The 17,729-nt window shown below is 70.3% G+C and carries 14 protein-coding genes and 1 pseudogene; 6 read left to right on the top strand and 9 right to left on the bottom strand.

Annotation, left to right across the window (positions count from 1 at the left end; translation table 11 throughout):
- Nucleotides 1–116: 116 nt before the first annotated feature.
- Genes ACWF7A_RS22185 through ACWF7A_RS22200 form a run of 4 tightly spaced genes read right to left on the bottom strand, consistent with a single transcriptional unit; the run spans nucleotide 117 to nucleotide 4,801 of the window.
- Nucleotides 117–1,022 carry a carbohydrate ABC transporter permease gene (locus ACWF7A_RS22185; RefSeq protein WP_452252368.1) on the bottom strand — a complete coding sequence of 302 codons (906 nt, stop codon included), beginning with the start codon at nucleotides 1,020–1,022 and terminating at the stop codon, nucleotides 117–119.
- Nucleotides 1,019–2,314 (bottom strand): ABC transporter permease subunit, encoded by a 1,296-nt coding sequence (locus ACWF7A_RS22190; protein WP_452252369.1) that lies wholly within the window; start codon nucleotides 2,312–2,314, stop codon nucleotides 1,019–1,021. The genes ACWF7A_RS22185 and ACWF7A_RS22190 overlap by 4 nt, the downstream gene beginning before the upstream one ends.
- Nucleotides 2,311–3,597, bottom strand: a complete 1,287-nt coding sequence (locus tag ACWF7A_RS22195; protein WP_452252370.1) for an ABC transporter substrate-binding protein — start codon at nucleotides 3,595–3,597, stop codon at nucleotides 2,311–2,313. The genes ACWF7A_RS22190 and ACWF7A_RS22195 overlap by 4 nt, the downstream gene beginning before the upstream one ends.
- A gap of 10 nt (nucleotides 3,598–3,607) precedes the next feature.
- Nucleotides 3,608–4,801, bottom strand: a complete 1,194-nt coding sequence (locus ACWF7A_RS22200) for an ABC transporter ATP-binding protein (RefSeq protein WP_452252371.1) — start codon at nucleotides 4,799–4,801, stop codon at nucleotides 3,608–3,610.
- Between the two features lie 133 nt (nucleotides 4,802–4,934).
- Here ACWF7A_RS22200 and ACWF7A_RS22205 point away from each other — a divergent pair, with 133 nt between their 5' ends.
- Both ACWF7A_RS22205 and ACWF7A_RS22210 read left to right on the top strand, forming a co-directional pair.
- Nucleotides 4,935–5,618, top strand: coding sequence for a response regulator transcription factor (locus ACWF7A_RS22205; protein WP_452252372.1), 684 nt, complete (start codon nucleotides 4,935–4,937; stop codon nucleotides 5,616–5,618).
- A gap of 5 nt (nucleotides 5,619–5,623) precedes the next feature.
- The gene (locus ACWF7A_RS22210; protein ID WP_452252373.1) at nucleotides 5,624–6,829 is read left to right on the top strand and encodes an ATP-binding protein; all 1,206 of its coding nucleotides are present in this window, start codon (nucleotides 5,624–5,626) and stop codon (nucleotides 6,827–6,829) included.
- A gap of 1 nt (nucleotide 6,830) precedes the next feature.
- On the opposite strand, the gene ACWF7A_RS22215 is transcribed toward ACWF7A_RS22210, so the two are convergent.
- Complete coding sequence (locus ACWF7A_RS22215) at nucleotides 6,831–7,127, bottom strand: YiaA/YiaB family inner membrane protein (protein WP_452252374.1); 297 nt, start codon at nucleotides 7,125–7,127, stop codon at nucleotides 6,831–6,833.
- 58 nt (nucleotides 7,128–7,185) lie between these two features.
- Nucleotides 7,186–8,832: pseudogene (locus tag ACWF7A_RS22220) on the bottom strand (glycoside hydrolase family 15 protein); the annotation flags it as partial.
- 206 nt (nucleotides 8,833–9,038) lie between these two features.
- Here ACWF7A_RS22220 and ACWF7A_RS22225 point away from each other — a divergent pair.
- Nucleotides 9,039–10,535, top strand: coding sequence for a sigma-70 family RNA polymerase sigma factor (locus ACWF7A_RS22225; RefSeq protein ID WP_452252375.1), 1,497 nt, complete (start codon nucleotides 9,039–9,041; stop codon nucleotides 10,533–10,535).
- A 47-nt stretch (nucleotides 10,536–10,582) separates the two neighbouring features.
- The gene (locus ACWF7A_RS22230; protein ID WP_452252376.1) at nucleotides 10,583–11,056 is read left to right on the top strand and encodes a hypothetical protein; all 474 of its coding nucleotides are present in this window, start codon (nucleotides 10,583–10,585) and stop codon (nucleotides 11,054–11,056) included.
- Here the strand turns inward: ACWF7A_RS22230 and ACWF7A_RS22235 are convergent.
- A complete protein-coding gene (locus ACWF7A_RS22235; RefSeq protein ID WP_452252377.1) occupies nucleotides 11,042–13,885 on the bottom strand; it encodes a BTAD domain-containing putative transcriptional regulator in 2,844 nt (947 codons plus the stop codon). The genes ACWF7A_RS22230 and ACWF7A_RS22235 overlap by 15 nt on opposite strands.
- A 29-nt stretch (nucleotides 13,886–13,914) precedes the next feature.
- Between ACWF7A_RS22235 and ACWF7A_RS22240 the strand changes: the two genes are divergently transcribed.
- Together ACWF7A_RS22240 and ACWF7A_RS22245 are read left to right on the top strand one after the other, a co-directional pair.
- A complete protein-coding gene (locus tag ACWF7A_RS22240) occupies nucleotides 13,915–14,931 on the top strand; it encodes a LacI family DNA-binding transcriptional regulator (protein WP_452252378.1) in 1,017 nt (338 codons plus the stop codon).
- Between the two features lie 147 nt (nucleotides 14,932–15,078).
- Nucleotides 15,079–15,981 carry a hypothetical protein gene (locus tag ACWF7A_RS22245; RefSeq protein ID WP_452252379.1) on the top strand — a complete coding sequence of 301 codons (903 nt, stop codon included), beginning with the start codon at nucleotides 15,079–15,081 and terminating at the stop codon, nucleotides 15,979–15,981.
- Here ACWF7A_RS22245 and ACWF7A_RS22250 read toward each other — a convergent pair.
- Together ACWF7A_RS22250 and ACWF7A_RS22255 are read right to left on the bottom strand one after the other, a co-directional pair.
- The gene (locus ACWF7A_RS22250) at nucleotides 15,978–16,718 is read right to left on the bottom strand and encodes a DUF1684 domain-containing protein (protein ID WP_452252380.1); all 741 of its coding nucleotides are present in this window, start codon (nucleotides 16,716–16,718) and stop codon (nucleotides 15,978–15,980) included. The genes ACWF7A_RS22245 and ACWF7A_RS22250 overlap by 4 nt on opposite strands.
- Complete coding sequence (locus tag ACWF7A_RS22255) at nucleotides 16,715–17,683, bottom strand: DUF5937 family protein (RefSeq protein WP_452252381.1); 969 nt, start codon at nucleotides 17,681–17,683, stop codon at nucleotides 16,715–16,717. The genes ACWF7A_RS22250 and ACWF7A_RS22255 overlap by 4 nt, the downstream gene beginning before the upstream one ends.
- Between the last annotated feature and the right edge of the window lie 46 nt (nucleotides 17,684–17,729).

The following is a 17,729-nucleotide window of genomic DNA, read 5'->3' on the forward strand; positions in this document are numbered from 1 at the left end:
CAACCTGTTCTGTCGGCCCCTTATAATTTTTTTTTTTCACCGCCCTTAGCGGGGGGGGGGCCTTCCCCCCCCCCCCGGGGTTGTGGGGGGGGGGGGGGCCCCCCCCCCCCGCCCCGCTACTTCGTCGACCCCGCCAGCACGCCCTGCACGAAGTACTTCTGGAACACCAGGAACACCCCGAGCGGCACGATCATCGACAGGAACGCGCCCGTGGAGAGCATGTCGATGTTGGTGCCGAACTGCCGCAGCTGGGCCCGCAGCGCCACCGTGATCGGCGCCGAGTCCTGGTCCGCGAACACCAGCGCCACCAGCAGGTCGTTCCACACCCACAGGAACTGGAAGATCGTCAGCGACGCGATCGCCGGCTTCGCCACCGGCAGGATCACCCGCTTGAAGATCACCCACTCCGTCGCGCCGTCCATCCGCGCCGCCTCGATCAGGTCGCGCGGGATGCCGGTGAAGAAGTTGCGCAGCAGGAAGATGGCGAACGGCAGGCCGAACGCGACGTGGAACAGCACCACGCCGGTGATCGTGCCGAACAGCCCCAGCGCCCCGAACAGCTTCGCCACCGGGATCAGCGCGACCTGGATCGGCATCACCAGCAGGCCCACCACGACGACGGTCAGCGTCTCGCGGCCCGGGAACTCGATCCACGCCAGCGCGTACGAGGCCAGGGACGCCATGACGACGACCAGGACCGTCGCGGGCACGGCGATGTAGAAGGTGTTCAGGAACGACTGCCACACCGCCTTGTTCGCGACGAGCTCGGCGTAGTTGGCCAGCGTCAGCTCGGCGGGCTTGGTGAAGATCGTCCACCAGCCGCTCGCGGTGTTGGCCGACTCGTCGCGCAACGACGCGATCAGCAGGCCGAACACCGGCACCAGCCAGAACACCGCCACGAGGGCGAGCACCACCTGCACGAAACCGTTGCCGAGCCGGCCGACGAACCGCGTCAGCACACTCCGCTTGGGCGCGCCGGAGACGGGCACGTCGATGCGGACCTCTTCGGCCACCAGGGTCATGACCGCTCCCGTCGGAATCGGCGGATGTTGAACAGCATCGCCGGGGCCACCAGCAGGAACAGGATCACCGCGAGCGCACTGCCCGCCCCCTGGTCACCGCCCGTGCCGAAGGACACCTGCCACATCTGCAGGGCCAGCACGTTGGCCTCGGACTGCACCGAGCCCGGCGCGATGACGAACACCAGCTCGAAGATCTTCAGCACGTTGATCACGAGTGTCACGAACACCACCAGCAGCACCGGGGAGAGCAGCGGGATGGTGACGCGCTTGAACACCTGCCACTCGGTCGCGCCGTCGACGCGCGCGGCCTCCAGGGCGTCGCGCGGGATCGCCGAGAGACCCGCCGCGATGAACGTGATCGCGAACCCGGTCATGATCCAGATCCAGGACGAGATGATCACCGGGGTGATCAGCGACGCACCGAGCCAGGTCAGGCCTCGGAACGGCAGCGTGAAGTTGTCCGCGGGCAACCGCACGGTCACGTCCGCGGCGCCCAGGTCGGGGAACGTGAACCTGCCGTCGTCACCGGTCGTGGTGCGGGCGACGACCTGCCCGTCGCGCACCGCCTCCACCGCGATGCCGGGCATGCCGCGCTCGGTCGGGTCGACCGTGCCCGCCTTGCCCCCGACCGACACGTCGAGCCAGATCACCCCGCGCAGTTCCCCGGTGCCCGCGGCCGGCGAGGAGGCCGGCAGCGCCTGCGGCGGCAGGTCCTGCGGCGAGTACCCGATGAGCGGCAACGTGATCGTGTCGCCCGCCTTCGCCGGCCTGATCCCGGCGTACCCCGCGTCCGTTGCCGCATAACCGTCACGCGGCCGTGCGTTCGGGTACTTCGAGGCCGGGCTGAACATGTCGTGCACGCCGACCATGACCGCGTTCACGACGCCCTGGTTCGGCGCCTCCTCGTACACGAGCCGGAAGATGATGCCCGAGGCGAACAGCGAGATCGCCATCGGCATGAACAGCACCAGCCGGAACGCCGTCGCCCACCTGATCCGCTCGGTCAGCACCGCGAGGATCAGCCCGATGCCGGTGACGGCCGCCGGGGCGACCACCACCCAGATCACGTTGTTGCGGAACGCGGTCAGCGTCCGCGGGTCGGTGAACGTGTCGACGTAGTTGCGCAGGCCGACGAACTCGTTCCCCGACGCGTCGAAGAAGCTGCGGATCAGCGAGAACACCAGCGGGTACAGCACCAGCGCGGCGAGCACCACCAGTGCGGGGAGCAGGAACGGGATCGCCTGCCGGGGCGAGCGCCCCGGCGCGGCGTCCACGCTCGGGCGAAGCCTCATTTTCCGTAGGCCTTGGCCGCGTTGGCTTCCAGGCGCGCCATGATGCCGTCCACGTTCTTCGGGTCGGCCAGGAAGTCCTGCAGGTCCTTCCACTCCCCAGCGCCCTTCGTGCCACCGAACGCGGCCGGCGCGAGGTCGGACATGTCGAACCGGACGTTGTCCCCGGCGTCGACGATCCGCCGCGCGAGGTCCTGCGTCACGGCGTCCGGGTAGGAGGCCTCCGGGATGTCCTTGTTGGGCGAGAGGAACCCGCCGAGCTCGGCCCACTCCTTGCCGGACTCCGGCGAGGCCAGGAACTTCATCAGCTCGGTGGTCGCCTTGTCGTCCTTGAACTGCACGGCCATGTCACCACCGGCGACCACGGCGTCCTTGCTGCCCGCGACCGACGGGAACGGGAAGAACTTGGCGTCCTGCCCGACCTTCGCCTTGGTGTTCGTGGTGATGATGCTCGCGACGAAGTCCGCCTCGAAGACCATCGCGGCCGTGGAGGGCTCGCCGAACACGTTGATCACGGACTTCGGGAACTCGGTCTGCAGCGCGCCGCCCGCGATCAGCGTCGGGTCACCCCAGAGCTTCGCCAGCTCCTCCAGCGCCTTCTTCACGCTCGGGTCGGTCCACGGGATCTCGTGCTTCGCGAGCTTGTCGTAGTTGTCCGGGCCCGCGGTGCGCAGGTAGACGTTCTCGAACCAGTCGGTGAGCGTCCAGCCGTCCGCGCCACCGACCGACACCGCGGCGAGACCGGTCTCGGAGATCGTCCTGCTGACCTTGATCAGGTCGTCCCACGTCGCCGGCGGCGTGGCACCGACCTGCTGGAAGGCCTTCTCGCTGTACCAGAACGCGGACTTGTTGGCGGTCTTGAAGGTGAAGCCGTACAGCTTGCCGTCGACGGTGCCGAGCTTCTTCCACACGGCCGCGTTGTGGTCGGTGACGGCCTTCTCGACGTCGGCGTTCACCGGCTTGAGCGCCCCCGCCTTCGCGAACTGCTCGACGAGGCCGGGCTGGGCGATCAACGCGACGTTCGGTGGTGTGCCACCCGAGATTCTCGTCTGCACCACTGTCGGCAGTTCGTCACCGGCGGGCGTGTACTTCACCACGGCGCCCGTCTTGTCCGTGAACACCTTGAGGACCTGCTCGAAGCTCTTCTGCTCGTCGCCGGTCCACGGGCCGACGACCTCGACGGTCTGGCCGTTCAGGTCCTCAGAAGTCCCGGTTCCCGCGGCACCTCCGGAGCATGCGGTGGCCAGGGTGGTCAACGCGAGCAACGCGATCCATTGCTTCCTCATCGAAGCGCTCCTACTTCCAGATCGAGGACCCGGTGGCCGGGTCGAAGAAGTGCAGCCGGGACGTGTCCACCCAGGCGGCGACGGGTTGTCCTTCGTAGATGCGGGTGCGCGGGCTGAACCGTCCGACGAGGACGGTCCCCTTGCCCTTCACGCCGGGCAGGTCGTCGGTGCCGGCGTCCTTCGCGAGCTCACGGGTGTCGTCGGTGACGACGGGCGGCACGTCGACCGGGAAGTGCACGAGGACGTCCGAGCCCATGGCCTCGACCAGGTCGGCCACGGAGTGCAGGATCTCGCCCTCGCGGGCATCGGCGAGCGCCGTGTCCTCCATGTCCTCCGGGCGGATGCCGACCACGACGTCGCGGCCCACGTACTGCTTGAGCGCGGGCCGTTGCTGCAGCACGGACTCCGGCAGCAGCAGCGCGTCGGAGTTGAGCGAGACCCAGAACCGGCCGTCGTTCTCGTCGAGCTTCGCGGACACGAGGTTCATGCCCGGCGAGCCGATGAACCCGGCGACGAACAGGTTGACCGGCCGGTCGTAGAGCTCCTGGGGCGGCCCGACCTGCTGCAGCACTCCGCGGCGCATGACGGCCACGCGGTCCCCGAGCGTCATGGCCTCGGTCTGGTCGTGCGTGACGTACACGGTCGTCACGCCGATCTCGCGCTGGATCCGCGCGATCTGGGCCCGCATCTGCACGCGCAGCTTGGCGTCCAGATTGGACAGCGGCTCGTCCATCAGGAACGCCTGCGGGGCCCGCACGATCGCCCGGCCCATCGCGACGCGCTGGCGCTGTCCGCCGGAGAGGTTGCGGGGCTTGCGGTCGAGGTGCTCGGTCAGTTCGAGGACGCCGGCCACCTCGCGGACGCGGTGGTCGATCTCCTTCTTCGCGAGCTTGCGCAGCGTGAGGCCGAACGCGATGTTGTCGTACACGTTGAGGTGCGGGTAGAGCGCGTACGACTGGAACACCATCGCAACGTCGCGGTCACGCGACGGCACCTCGTTGACGACCTTCTCGCCGATGTGGATCGTGCCCTCGGTGATCTGCTCGAGGCCCGCGATCATCCGCAGCGCCGTCGTCTTGCCGCAGCCCGACGGGCCCACGAGCACCAGGAACTCACCGTCGCGGATCTCCAGGTTGAGGTCGGTGACCGCACGGGTGCCGTCACCGTAGGCCTTCCCCAACCCCGTAAGAACGACTTCTGCCACGCCAACTCCCTGGTCCGGTGTGACTGCAGACCGTAGGGCCCTCAGTCCTAAGGGAGATTTAAGGACGAAACACGATCTCGATAAGCTCGCGACACCTCTCCCAATCGACGGGTTCGCTGCTTACCCTGCGTGTATGTCGAAGGTGCTGGTGGTCGAGGACGACCCGGTGGTCCAGGCGGCGCTCGTGCACGCGCTGACCGACCTCGGGCACGTCGTGCAGGCCGTCGGCACCGCTGTCGCCGCCCTGCGCGAGGCGGGGACCTCGGAGCTGGACCTGGTGATACTCGACCTGGGGCTGCCGGATCTGGACGGCGTCGCGGCGCTGCGGATGCTGCGCGGGGTGAGCAACGTGCCGGTCATCGTGGCGACCGCGCGGGGTGCCGAGGCGTCGGTCGTGAGCACGCTCAACGCGGGGGCGGACGACTACATCGTGAAACCGTTCTCGTCCGAGCACCTGGCCGCGCGGATCAACGCGCTGCTGCGCCGCACGGGTGGTTCCGCCATTCCATCCGAGGTGGTGGAACTGGGCGGGTTGCGCATCGACCTGGCCCAGCGCACGGCGACGCTCGGCGACTCCGCTCTCTCGTTGAGCCGGCGTGAGTTCGACCTGCTCGCGTATCTCGCGCAACGGCCGGGGCGCGTGATCTCGCGGCGTGAGCTCATCCAGGCCGTGTGGGGCAATCCGTACGTGGGTGACGACAAGACGATCGACGTGCACGCGTCGTGGCTGCGGCGCAAGCTCGGCGAGACCGCGGCGCATCCCCGGTACCTGCACACGGTCCGGGGTGTCGGGTTCAAGCTGGCGGCGCCCGAATGAGAGCGGTGATCACCCGTTCCCTGCTGCTCGCCGCCGGGTTGGTCGCCTTCGTTTTCGTGGCCACGACGGGGTTCCTGCTCTACTCGCACGCCGCCGCCACGGCCGCGGAGGCCGATCGGCGGGACGCGGCCGTCGTCGCGGCGGTGCTGGCGGTGACCCCGGACGCCGATGCCGTGCGGGGGACGATCGCGCGGACGGCCGCGGGTGCCGAGGGCCGGTTGTCGGTCGTGCTGCGCACCGGTGCGCGGCTCGGCGCGGGAGGTGGCGCTCCGGTGGTGTCCGTCGACGGGGCCGTGGTGTCGGTGGTGCCCGGCGCGGTGCGGTTCCCGTTCCCGGCGGTGTTCCTGGTCGCCGGGATCGCGCTGGTGACGCTGGTGGCGTCGGTGTGGTTGGGGCACAGGCCTTTCACGCCGGTGCTGGCGGCGTTGCGGGACCTGACGTCGTCGGTCGGGCGGCGGGTGCGGCTGCGCGGGCCCCGTGAGCTGGAGGCGCTGGCCGAGTCGATCGACGAGGCCTCGTCGCGGACGTCGCAGCTGCTCGCGAAGGAACGGGAGATGATCGCGGACGTGTCGCACCGGCTGCGGACACCGCTGGCGGCTCTGCGGCTCGACGCCGACGCCGTCGGGCCGGGGCCGGTCGCCGACCGGATCCGCAGCGCCGTCAGCACCCTGGGCCACGACGTCGACCGGATCATCCAGTCCCTGCACCCCACCGAGGGCGAACCGGCCGGCACGTGCGACGTGGCGTCGGTCGTGGAGACGCGGATGGTGTTCTGGGCGGCGCACGCCGCCGACCAGGGCCGGGAGTGCGAGATCGACGTCGGCGAGCCGTGCTGGGTGCCGTTGTCACCCGACGCGCTGGGCGCTGTGGTGGACACGTTGCTGGAGAACGTCTTCCGGCACACGCCACCCGCCGCACCGGTCGGGGTGTCGGTGGTGCGGCACGCGGGCTGGGTGACGCTCGTGGTCGAGGACGGCGGCACCGGGCTCGCCGACCCGTCGTCGGCGTTGCACCGCGGCAGCAGCGGGGGCGGGTCGACCGGGCTGGGGCTCGACATCGCCCGTGCCGCCGCGGAGGCGACCGGCGGGACCATCCACCTCGAGCGCGGACGGCTGGGCGGCGCGCGGGTGCGGTTGCGGTTCGGGGAGGCCGCCGTCCTCCACGAGCCGGCGAGCCCTCGCGCGTGGCGGCTGTGGCACGGTCATCCCTGAGTCAGGTCGCGTCGATCTTGAACGGATCGTGCTCGGTCAGCAGCTTGTCGAGCCGCGCCCGGTCCACCCGGCTCGTGATGTAGGTGTCCTCCTGGCGGTCCCTGAGCACCTTGGCCAGCGTGAACGCCGAGGTGACGGTGTAGAGCATCGCGATGCCCAGGAACGCGCGGACCCACCCGTCGACGGGCAGGAACACGACTCCGATGCCGACCGCGGTCAGCGAGAGCCCGAACGAGAGGACCGCCTGCACGTAGAACGCCGCGGTCGTCGGGGTGTGCGAGGGCGCGGAAGTGGTCATCCTCCGAGATTCCTGGGTCGCCCCCGCACTGTCATGAGTACGGCTACTCATGTCCGGGTCACGGTTCGTCCAGCAGCCGGGCGCAACGGATCAGGCCCAGGTGCGAGTAGGCCTGCGGGTGGTTGCCGAGCGACCGTTCCGCGACCGGGTCGTACTCCTCCGGCATCAGCCCGGTCGGGCCCGCGAGCCGCACGAAGCTCTCGAACAGCTCCTCGGCGTCCGCGCGCCTGCCGACCGCGAGATACGCCTCGACCAGCCACGTCGTGCACAGGTGGAACCCGCCCTCGTCGCCCGGCAGGCCGTCGTCGCGCAGGTAGCGGTAGACGGTCGGGCCGCTGCGCAGCACCTCCTCCACCGCGAGGACGGTGAGCTGGAACCGCTCGTCGGCGGGGTCGAGCAGTCCGGACAGCCCGACGTGCAGCACGGCTGCGTCGAGGTCGGTGCCGTCGTAGGCGGCGGTGAACGCGCGCACGTCGGGGTTCCAGCCGTGCGTGAGGACGTCGTCGGCGATCGTGGCGCGCAGCGAGGGCCAGGCGGGGTCGACGGGACGGCCGAAGCGTTCGGCCAGCGCGATGGCGCGATCCACGGTCTGCCAGCACATGACGCGCGAGTGCACGCGGTGGCGCGGGACGTGCCGTTCCTCCCAGATGCCGTGGTCGGGTTCGGTCCACCGCCGCGTCACGGCGCGGACCATGGCCGTGACGACGTCCCAGTCGCGGTCGGCGAGGGTGCCGGTGGTCAGGGCGAGGGTGTGGACGAGGTCGGTGATCGGGCCGAAGACGTCGAGCTGCACCTGCTGGTCGGCGAGGTTGCCGACGCGGACGGGGCCCGAGCCCGCGTAACCGGGGAGGTCGATGATCCGTTCGGGGCCGAGGGTGGTGCCGTGCACGGTGTAGAGCGGGTCGAGCTCCTCCGGGCTCGTGACGGTGGCGAGAACCCGGTGCAGCCAGTCCAGGAAAGCGCATGCCTCCTGCGTCGATCCCAGTGACACCAGCGCCTGCACGGTGAGGGCCGCGTCGCGCAGCCAGCAGTAGCGGTAGTCCCAGTTGCGGATGCCGCCGATCTGTTCGGGCAACGAGGTCGTGGCGGCGGCCAGCACGGCGCCGGTGTCCTGGTGGCAGAGGGCGCGCAGCGTGAGGGCGGATCTTCGCACCAGGTCGCGGTGCACGGCCGGCAGGAGCAGTCCCGCCGACCAGTCATGCCAGTCCTCTGTGGACGGTGGGGCTCCCCAGCGCAGCTCGAGGACCACCGGCGGGGTGACGACCGCCGTGGCCGTGCCGCCGGAGATCCGCCAGTCCACGCCGGGGGAACGCAGCTCGATCGGCGTTCCCGTCACGCGAAGGCCGTCGGCGACAGGTTCCAACTGGACAACTTTCTGGCCGAAGTCGGGACGGGGCGCGAACTCCACCACCGCGGGCACCCGGCCTTCGACCGAACGCACCAGTCCACCGGACAACTCGTCGGTAACCTGGAGCCCTGTCCAGCGCGTTCGCACCGCCAGCGTGCCGGGTACGTACCGTTGGCCCAGCGGGAGCTGGTTCCTTTGGGGCTGCACCGAAAAATGTCCGTCGCCACCTATTAGTTCGGCGAACAAAGCGGGTGAGTCGGGCGCGGGCTGGCACAGCCACGTCACGTCCGCATCGGGCGTGACCAGGGCGAAGGCGCGGCGATCCGAGAGCAGGCTGTGCCGTTCGATCGGCACGGCCGCGCGCACCGGAACCAGCTGGGTCAGGAAGTCCACGCAGGTCAAGGTATGCAAGCGCTAGGGCCATCAGGCCTGTGTTGGTCAAGACTTACGCGAGCCCTAAACCTCTTTTATTACATCAGGTTCGGATGCGTGGATTGTTCGCGTTGAGTCATGTCGATAGGGTCCGCGTATCAGCACAGCGCATCAGGTTAAGAGGGCTTTCTTTGATCGGGCAGCGTGGACGACCGCCGTCGGATGCCGACCTGATCGACGCCGTCAGAGATGGCAAGGTCGAGGAGTACGGCAAGCTCTACGAACGGCACGTCCGCTCGGCGAACATCCTGGCGATGCAGCTGTCCTCGTCGTCCTCGGACGCCGACGACCTGGTGGCGGAGGCGTTCGCCAAGGTCCTCGCCGCGCTGCGCGGAGGTGGCGGTCCCGGTGCATCGTTCCGGCCGTACCTGCTGACGGCCGTGCGGCACGCGGCGTACGACCGCACCCGCAAGGAGAAGCGGGTCGAGCTGGCCGGTGACGTCGAGGAGATTCCGGGCGCCACCAAGGCGACCAGCGTGCCGTTTCGTGACAAGGCGATCGAGGACCTGGACCAGGGACTGGCCGCGACGGCGTTCGCGACGCTGCCCGAACGGTGGCAGACGGTCCTGTGGCACACCGCGATCGAAGGCCAGTCCCCCGGCGAGATCGCGCCGTTGCTGGGTTTGACCGCGAACGGCGTCTCCGCGATGGCGTTCCGTGCGCGCGAGGGTCTGCGCAAGGCGTTCCTGCAGGCGCACGTCAACCAGGAGCCGGCGGAGAAGTGCCGTCCCACGGTGACGAAGCTCGGTGCCTGGACGCGCGGCGGTCTCAAGGGACGCGACGCCGTTCACATCGACGAACACATGGACACCTGCGCCGAGTGCCGCAAGCTCGCGAGCGAGCTGTCCGACGTCAACGGCGCGTTGCGCGGGCTCGTCGCCCCCATCGTGCTCGGCACGGGCACCGCCGGGTACCTGGCCGCGGCCGCGACCGCGACCAAGGGCGCCGCGGTGAGCATCAGCCTCACCTCGTGGCTCGGCGTCGCCGCCTCGGCCGCGGCGGTCGTCGTGGTCGCCGCGTCCGGTGTCGTCAGCACGGACGGCGGCTCGTCCGCCACGACGATCCCGGGCGCCGCTCCGGGAACCAGCGCGAGCGCGTCGGACGGGGTCGCGCAGAGCGGTCAGCCGAGCCAGTCCGGCTCCGCCCAGAGCAACGGCACGGCGCCCGCGGGCACGTCCGCCGGGTCGGCCGCGCCGGGTGTCGGGACGAGCGGGACCAACGGGCCCGTGGTGACGACGACCGTCAACACGATCGCGCCCGCGGCGGCGAGGCTCTCGGGGTCCGGCCCCGGCAGCATCTCCATGACCACCGACGGCCCGGCGAACGAGATGAACATCAGCATCACCAACAACGGCACCGCGCCGACCACGGTGCCGTCGCTGACGCTGACGATGCCGGACAAGATCAAGACCGTCGGGCCGGGCAAGACCTCGGTCGGGATGGTCGGCTGCCCGGCCGGTAAGGGTTCCGTCACGTGCGAGGGCGGGCAGACGCTCGCTCCCGGCCAGACCATCACGTTCCGCGCGCGGCTGCAGGCGGGACCGAAGGCGGGCGACGGGGTCATCACCGGTGTGGCGGGGCCCGTGACGGTGAACATCCCCATCACCATCGCCCAGTCGTCGGGCTGAGTCCACTTCGGACAGCGGGATCGCCGTGAGCACCGCACCATGAGCGGGTGGAGGAGCTCACGGCGGCGTTGACGGAGCTGGAGGCGCCCTTCCGCACGCTCGTCGACGACTCGGAGTGGGCGCACGCGAGCGTCGAGGGGCTGGTGCTCGACCTCGGCACGTGGTGGTCCGCCGACGCCGGGACCCGCCTGCAGCCGCAGGTGACGTTCAGCGACGCCTTCAGCGAGGCGGGCCGGCACGACGGCGCGGTGTACGTCGAGGGCTACCTGTGGGCGGACGGCCGGGCCGTCGCGGCCGGGTGGTGCGGGCTCGGCGGCGCGGTCGTCTACGGGCCGCGCGCGGAGGCCTACCTGGGGGTGGCGCTGGCGCCGCACTTCTGCCGCCGGACCCAGCAGCGCAACGGCACAGCCGCGGTGCTCATGAGCAAGCATCCGCGGCTGTTGCCGTTGCTGCGGGACGGGCTGCCGCGGGGCGCGGTGCTGCCCGGCGGGAGGCCGGGTCCTCGCTCAGTCGGCGCCTAACGCGGCGAACCGCTCGTCCGCCTCCTTCTGGTGCCGGGCGGCCTCGGCGGGATCCACGACCGCGCGGGCGAGGTGCTTGTGCGCGTTCGCGGCCTCACGCCGGTCGTCGATCCGTTCGGCCAGGTCGAGCGCCTCGTGCAACGGGGTCACGGCCTCGTCGGGACGTCCCGCGGCGATGAGCACGTCACCGAGGTAGTTGAGCACCACGGTCTCCGTCGTCACGTCACCGATCGCGCGCACGGCGGTGAGAGCCGATTCCAGTGCCTCCAACGCTTCGGAGTGCCGGCCCATCGCGTACAGGATCATGCCCAGCGCGCTCTGGGTGTCCGCCTCGTCGCGGCGGCTGCCCATCTCGCGCATCAACGCGAGCGCCGACGTGCACGCCTGCAGCGCCTCGTCGTAGCGGCCGAGCGCGCTGTAGATGTTGCTGACGTTGCTCATCGCCTGCGACTCGAGGTGCCGGTCGCCGAGCTGACGCGCCACGGTGATGGCCTGTTCGAGCAGGTCCGCGGCCTCGGCGTGGCGGCCGAGGGTCCGGTAGACCAGCGAGAGGTTGTTCAGCGTGCCCGCCACGCCCTGCAGGTCGCCCAGTTCGCGGAGCATCTCGATCGCGCGCTCGTTGTAGTGGATGGCCCTCGGGTACTGCGCGGTCTGCCAGAACACCATCGCGTAGTTCTTCGTGGTGATGGCGAGCGCGACCGGCTCGTCCTTCGCGGCTTCCAGCGCCAGTTCGTTGATCGTGGCCCAGTCACGCGTGTGGCCGCGCACCATGCAGAAGAACGTCAACGCGCGTGCGAGCTGCCACGTGTGTGTGCGCCAGTCACCGTCGAGTGACAACGCCACGGCGGCCACGAGCGTCTGGCGTTCGGTCTCCAGCCACTCGACGGCGTGGTCGTAGTCGCGCAGCACCAGCCGCGACGCCGGCCGGTAGGTGATGTCGACCTCGTACTTGCGCGCGGCGGGCGACATCAGCCGTGTCGCCTGGTTCGCCGTGTCCAGGAAGTGGTCGAGCAGCCTCGTCAGGGGCGCACGGGTCGCGTCCACCTTGGACTGCGCGTACTGCCGCAACAGGTCGTGCATGCGGTACCGGCCGAGTGTCGTCGACTCGAGCAGATGCACGTCGACGAGGTCTTCGAGCATCCCGTCGCTCTCGAACAGGTCCAGCTCGCCCAGTGCGGCGGCCTGGTCGACGTCGAAGTCCGTGCCGTGGTGCAGTCCGAGCAGGCCGAAGAGCCGCTGGTGGGTGCTGGGGAGCTGACTGAACGACAGTGCGAAGACCGCGTCCAGCTCGGATAATCGTCCCTCGCGCAGCCGCGTCGCGAGGTGGGCGGTGGTCCACGTGGGACGGCTGCGGAGCCGTCCGGCGGCCAGGCGCACGGCCAGCGGCAGCCGTCCGCACAGCTCGACGACCTCGCGGGCCGCGTCGTCCGTGCCGCGTTCGTCCCCGACGATCGTGGCGAACAGCTGCAGTGCCTCCGCCTCGGACAGCACGTCCAGCGTGAGCGTCGACGTGCCTTCCAGCTCGACCAGCCGCGCGCGGGACGTGACCAGCACCAACGAGCCGGGCACGCCCGGCAGCAGCGGCCGCACCTGGTCGGCGCTCACCGCGTTGTCGAGCACGACGAGCAACCGGCGGCGGGACAGCTCGGCGCGCCACATCGCGGCTCGTTCGTCCAGGCCGACCGGGATCTCCTCCAGGCCGAGCGCGCGCAACAGCACGTCGAGCGCGTCTGTCGGTTCCACGGGCGCACGGCCCGCAGTGTGCGCGTGCAGGTCGATGAACAACTGACCGTCCGGATACTCCAGACGGTGCGCCAAGTGCACGGCCAGCGTCGTCTTCCCGACGCCCGGCATGCCGTCGATCGCGGAGATCACGACGGCCGCCTTCCCGGTGACGGCCCTGGTCAGCCTCTCGATCTCGACGGCGCGGCCGGTGAAGTCCGCGACGTCACGAGGCAGCGTGTTCAGGGCGGGCCGCGGCTGGTCCCCGCGCAACAGCCGGGCGTGCAGCTCGCGCAGTTCGCCGCCCGGATCGGTGCCCAGTTCGTCGGCGAGCAGCACCCGCACGTCCTCGAACGCCTGCAGCGCCTCGGCGGGCCGGTTGGCCCGCTGCAGCGCGTGCATCAGCTGCAGCCACAGCTGTTCCCGCAACGGGAACTGCTTCGTCAGCCGCCGCAGCTCGGCGATCAGCCGCTCGCCCTGGCCCAGCTCGATCGACAGCCGCGCGTGCTGTTCGGCGACGGTGAGCCGCCGTTCCTGCAGCCGCGTGAGCTCGGCCTCGAGCCGCGGCCCCACGGTGAGGCCGTCCAGCGCGGGGCCGCGCCACAACGCCAGCGCCTCCGCGTACTTCGCGACCGCCGCCCGGTGGTCACCCTGCTTCAACGCCTCGTCGCCGGCCGCGCACAGCTGCTCGAAGAGGCCGACGTCGGCCTCTCCCTCCGGCACCTTCAGCCGGTAGCCGCCGGGAACCGTCACGAGGTCGTCCAGCACGAGCTTGCGCAGGGCGGCGACGTAGGTCCTGATGTTCGATTCGGGAGCCGCGGGTGGAGATTCCCACACCGCCTCACTCAGATGTTCAAAGCTGACCGTCTGATTGGCATGCAGTGCCAACGCTGCGAGCAGTGCCCTTTGCCGGGGCCCGCCCAGCCGCAGTTCCACGCCCCCACGCCAAATCTGCAGCGGCCCAAGAAGCCGATACCGCACTAGCCCTCCTCGGGGGGCATGGTGCCAGAACTCGGCGGTGCTGTGCGGAATTTGTGCGGACGATCTTGGAAACTGGTCGCACGCCGCTGTGAAGAGGGGGAACGAAGATGGACCTGAGCAGATCATGGTCCGGCCAGGCAGCCTAGGATGACCGCATGACCGAGACGGCGAAGCGACGTCCCGGCCCCCGGATCGAAGAGGTCGCGCGGGTCGCCGGAGTGTCCAAGTCGACCGTCTCGCGCGTCATCAACGACGAGCAGTACGTCAGTGCGAAGGCCCGGGAGGCCGTGCACGCCGCCATCGCGGAGCTGGGCTACTCCCCCAACCAGGCCGCGCGCTCTCTCGCCGGCAACCGGGCCAACGCCATCGCCCTCGTCGTCTCGGAACCGACCGGCCGCGTGCTGTCCGACCCGTTCTTCGCGGGTGTCCTGCGCGGGGTGCACGCCGAGCTCACGGGCCGCCACATGCAGCTGCTGCTGATGATGAGCCAGCCGAACGACCCCGGTGACCTGGTCACGTACCTGAGCAGCGGGCACGTCGACGGCGCGTTGCTGGTGAGCCTGCACGGCGAGGACCCGCTGGTGCCGATGCTCGCCGAGATCGGCCTGCCCGTGGTGTCCGGCGGCCGGCCGCTGGGGGCCACCGTCCCGTTCGTGGACGCGGACAACTTCACCGGCGCCCTGGAGGCCGCGCGCCACCTGGCCTCGCTGGGCCGCAAGCGGATCGCCACCGTCGCGGGCCCTAAGGACATGGCCGTGGGCGCGGACAGGCTCAGCGGGTTCAAGCGCGGCCTCAGCGAAGCCAGGATCAACGCGGATCTGGTGGCACACGGTGACTTCACGCCCGAGAGCGGCGCACGGGCGATGGAACAGCTCCTGCGCAAGGCCCCCGACATCGACGCGGTGTTCGTGGCCGCGGACATCATGGCGCTCGGCGCGTTGCAGGTGCTGCACGCCCAAGGCAAGCGCATTCCCGAGGACGTCGCCGTGGTCGGGTTCGACGACTCGGTGTTCGCCGCCACCGCCACGCCGCCGCTGACGACGATCCGGCAGGACGTCGAGGAGCTCGGGCGGACGATGACGTGGCGGCTGCTCGCGGAGCTCGCGGGTGAGGTCGGGCTGCCGCCGTCGTTGCTGCTGCCGACCTCGCTCGTGGTGCGGGCCAGCGCCTGACCGACTTACATCGCTGAGCGTCGACCGTCCGTGACCGATCGGACGGACTTTCACTCGTTCGGCACAACTTCGAGGCACGGTCGGTAACACCTGGAGTGGCTTCTCGATGGTGAGGCGTACAAGCCCACCCCCGAGGGAGTTGCGACAGTGATCGAGAACTCGGCCGCCGGTCTGGTGATGGTGCCCGGCGAGGTGACGGTGACCGTCACCGGCGAACAGCACCACCAGGACGTGCTCTCCCGGTACGCGGTGCCGGACGGGGTGACGCGGCACGTCGCCGTGAACCTGACGTGGTGCATGATCGCCGCCGGCAAGTACCGGGGTCGGCGCGGGATCGAGGTGCGGCTCGACGGGTACCGCGTCGGCGAGCTGACTTTCCTGATGTCGCAACGGTATGCACCCGTGCTGATGCACGTGGAGTCCAGCGGTGGGTCGACCGGCTGCGCCGCGTTCGTCCAGCGCGGCGCGAACGGGGTTCTGCAGATCTCGCTGCGGATGCCGCGGGAGATCCCCACCGGCGCGGTCGTGCCGGTCGCGGGGGCGCGCAGGTCGTGGGTGGCACCGGTGGCCATCGGTGCGGCCAGTCTGCTCGCGTTCTTCTTCGTGATCGGCATCATCGGGGCGATCGCGACCGGTCCGACCGAGGTGAACAAGGCCGCGGCGGGACTCTCCACCTCCACCACCGCACCCGTCACGACGACCACGACCACCGCGCCGACCAGCACCACCACGTCGACCACGACCACGACGACAACCACAACGACTACGACCACCACCACTCCCCCGGCGGCCCCGCAGCCGAAGCCGCAACCCCAGCCCCAGCCGCAACCTCAGCCGAAGCCCAACCCGCAGCCGAACCCCCAGCCGCAGCCGGCGCCCCAGCCGGCCTGTCACGCGAGCTACAGCCCGTGCGTCCCGATCGCGTCCGACGTCGACTGCGCCGGAGGAAGCGGGAACGGGCCCGAGTACGTCCGCGGCCCGATCCGCGTGATCGGGCCCGACGTCTACAAGCTGGACAGCAACGGTGACGGCGTCGGATGTGAGAGCTAGCCGCGCTCGTACGGCGTCTTCTCCCCCGCCTCGACGCCGAACGCCAGGTGGTTGCCCGCAGGCGGCAGCGGGCAGGTGGCGAAGTCGGTGAACGCGCACGGCAGGTTCGTCGCCCGGTTGAAGTCGAGGACGACCTTGCCGTCGCGCGGGGTGGCGGCGAGCTGCCGGTTGGCCGCGTAGGTGGTGACGCCGCTGGTCTCGTCGGTGAACAGGATGCTCAGTCCGCCGTTGCGGCCGTTGAACGCCGTCAGCGTGTGTTCGGTGCCGTTGAACGTGAACCGCACACGGCCCGGTGCCTCGTACACGTGGCTAAGGCCCTCCACGACAGCACCGACGGTCGTGGGGACGGGCGTGTCGAACGGTTCGTACTCGCCTTGCAGAACCCACTGCTCCTGCGGGTCGTACGCCGGCACGCCCTTGAAGTCGTGCAGCACCTGGGCCTTCGGGTCGTGCACGCGGATCAGGTAGCCGCCGCGCCGGGCGATCTCGATCTCGACGTCACCTGCCGTGACGCGCGTGCCGGCGCCGCTCTGGACGAGTTCGAAGCGCTGCGTCTCGCCCTCGTTGCGCCAGTACGCTGCGTCGTCGTCTTGCCACCACTCGCCCGGTAGGCCGTCATAGGTGCGTGGCGTGGTCTCCAGCCAGTCGAGAGAGACCAGCGCCAACCACCCGTACGGGTCGGCCAGCGTGTTCTCCCGCTCCGTCTTCCAGGTCTGCCAGTCCTCAGCGAAGCTCATGTCCTTGCGAACGACGAACTCGCGGCGTCGCTTCCCTGTTCCACTGAGTGGGACACGAGGGCGTCACCGAGTTCCGTGCGCGCGTAGACGACGCTGCGGCCGTGCCGTTGGGAGGCCAGCAGACCCGCGTCGCGCAACGCCCGCAGGTGCTGGTTCACCGCCGAGGTCGTGACGCCCGTGCGGCGCGCGATGTCGGTGGAGGAACGCGGTTGCGCCAGTTCGGCCAGCAGATCCGCGCGCACCTGGCCGAGGACGCCCGCGAGAGCTTCCGGCCCACGGCTGCGACCGGTCTCCCACACCGTGCCCGCGCCACGGGCGGAGTAGATGAGCAACGGCGGTGCGCCGGGGTCGACCGGTACGGCCGTGCGGCGCGCGAACACGCTGGGCACCAGCGTCAGGCCCTGCCCGGCTGCCTCCCCCCGTCGAGGCGGCACTCCGGTGATCCGCACCTGGACCACGGGAGCGGCGAAGGAGATCCGTTCGGAGATCCCCGAGAGCATCACCCCGAGCCCGTGCTGGGCCATGACGCGGCCCCGGTGGGCGATGTCGGCTTCGAGCACCGCGCGCATCCGGTCCCACCGGGGCGCCAATGCCACGTGCCAGTAGTTCTCCAGCGCGCCGAGCACCCGTCGCCGGTCGCGGAGCACCGCGGGCACCTCCCCGAACACCGCCCGGTAGTCGCGGCGCAGGGTGCGGATCTCGTGCAGCGCGGCGAACTCGTCCTCGACGCGGGCGAACGGCGTCGTCGGGCGAGGGCTCAGGAAGTCGGGTGTCCAGCCGCGGTCGGTGGACAGGGCGAGCAGGACCTCCGTGTCGACGTCCCGGATCCCGCGCACCCACGGCAGGTGCAGCGGGTACTTGGCCGGGTCCTTCAGCACCCGCAGGCTGAGCGTCAGCTCGTTGAGCGGGGACACGGCGAACCGCACGTCCACCAGGTCGGACTCGCCGAGCACGAACTCGATCATGTAGCACAACGCTACATCAGTTACGCCGACCCGCCGCTGTCGTCAG

It is taken from the genome of Lentzea sp. NPDC055074 (assembly GCF_053608005.1).

Excerpts from the sequence above, each read along its gene's own strand:
- ACWF7A_RS22185 (WP_452252368.1), bottom strand. The coding sequence starts at position 1,022 with ATGACCCTGGTGGCCGAAGAGGTCCGCATCGACGTGCCCGTCTCCGGC.
- ACWF7A_RS22190 (WP_452252369.1), bottom strand. The coding sequence starts at position 2,314 with ATGAGGCTTCGCCCGAGCGTGGACGCCGCGCCGGGGCGCTCGCCCCGG.
- ACWF7A_RS22195 (WP_452252370.1), bottom strand. The coding sequence starts at position 3,597 with ATGAGGAAGCAATGGATCGCGTTGCTCGCGTTGACCACCCTGGCCACC.
- ACWF7A_RS22205 (WP_452252372.1), top strand. The coding sequence starts at position 4,935 with ATGTCGAAGGTGCTGGTGGTCGAGGACGACCCGGTGGTCCAGGCGGCG.
- ACWF7A_RS22215 (WP_452252374.1), bottom strand. The coding sequence starts at position 7,127 with ATGACCACTTCCGCGCCCTCGCACACCCCGACGACCGCGGCGTTCTAC.
- ACWF7A_RS22235 (WP_452252377.1), bottom strand. The coding sequence starts at position 13,885 with ATGATCTGCTCAGGTCCATCTTCGTTCCCCCTCTTCACAGCGGCGTGC.
- ACWF7A_RS22240 (WP_452252378.1), top strand. The coding sequence starts at position 13,915 with ATGACCGAGACGGCGAAGCGACGTCCCGGCCCCCGGATCGAAGAGGTC.
- ACWF7A_RS22250 (WP_452252380.1), bottom strand. The coding sequence starts at position 16,718 with ATGAGCTTCGCTGAGGACTGGCAGACCTGGAAGACGGAGCGGGAGAAC.
- ACWF7A_RS22255 (WP_452252381.1), bottom strand. The coding sequence starts at position 17,683 with ATGATCGAGTTCGTGCTCGGCGAGTCCGACCTGGTGGACGTGCGGTTC.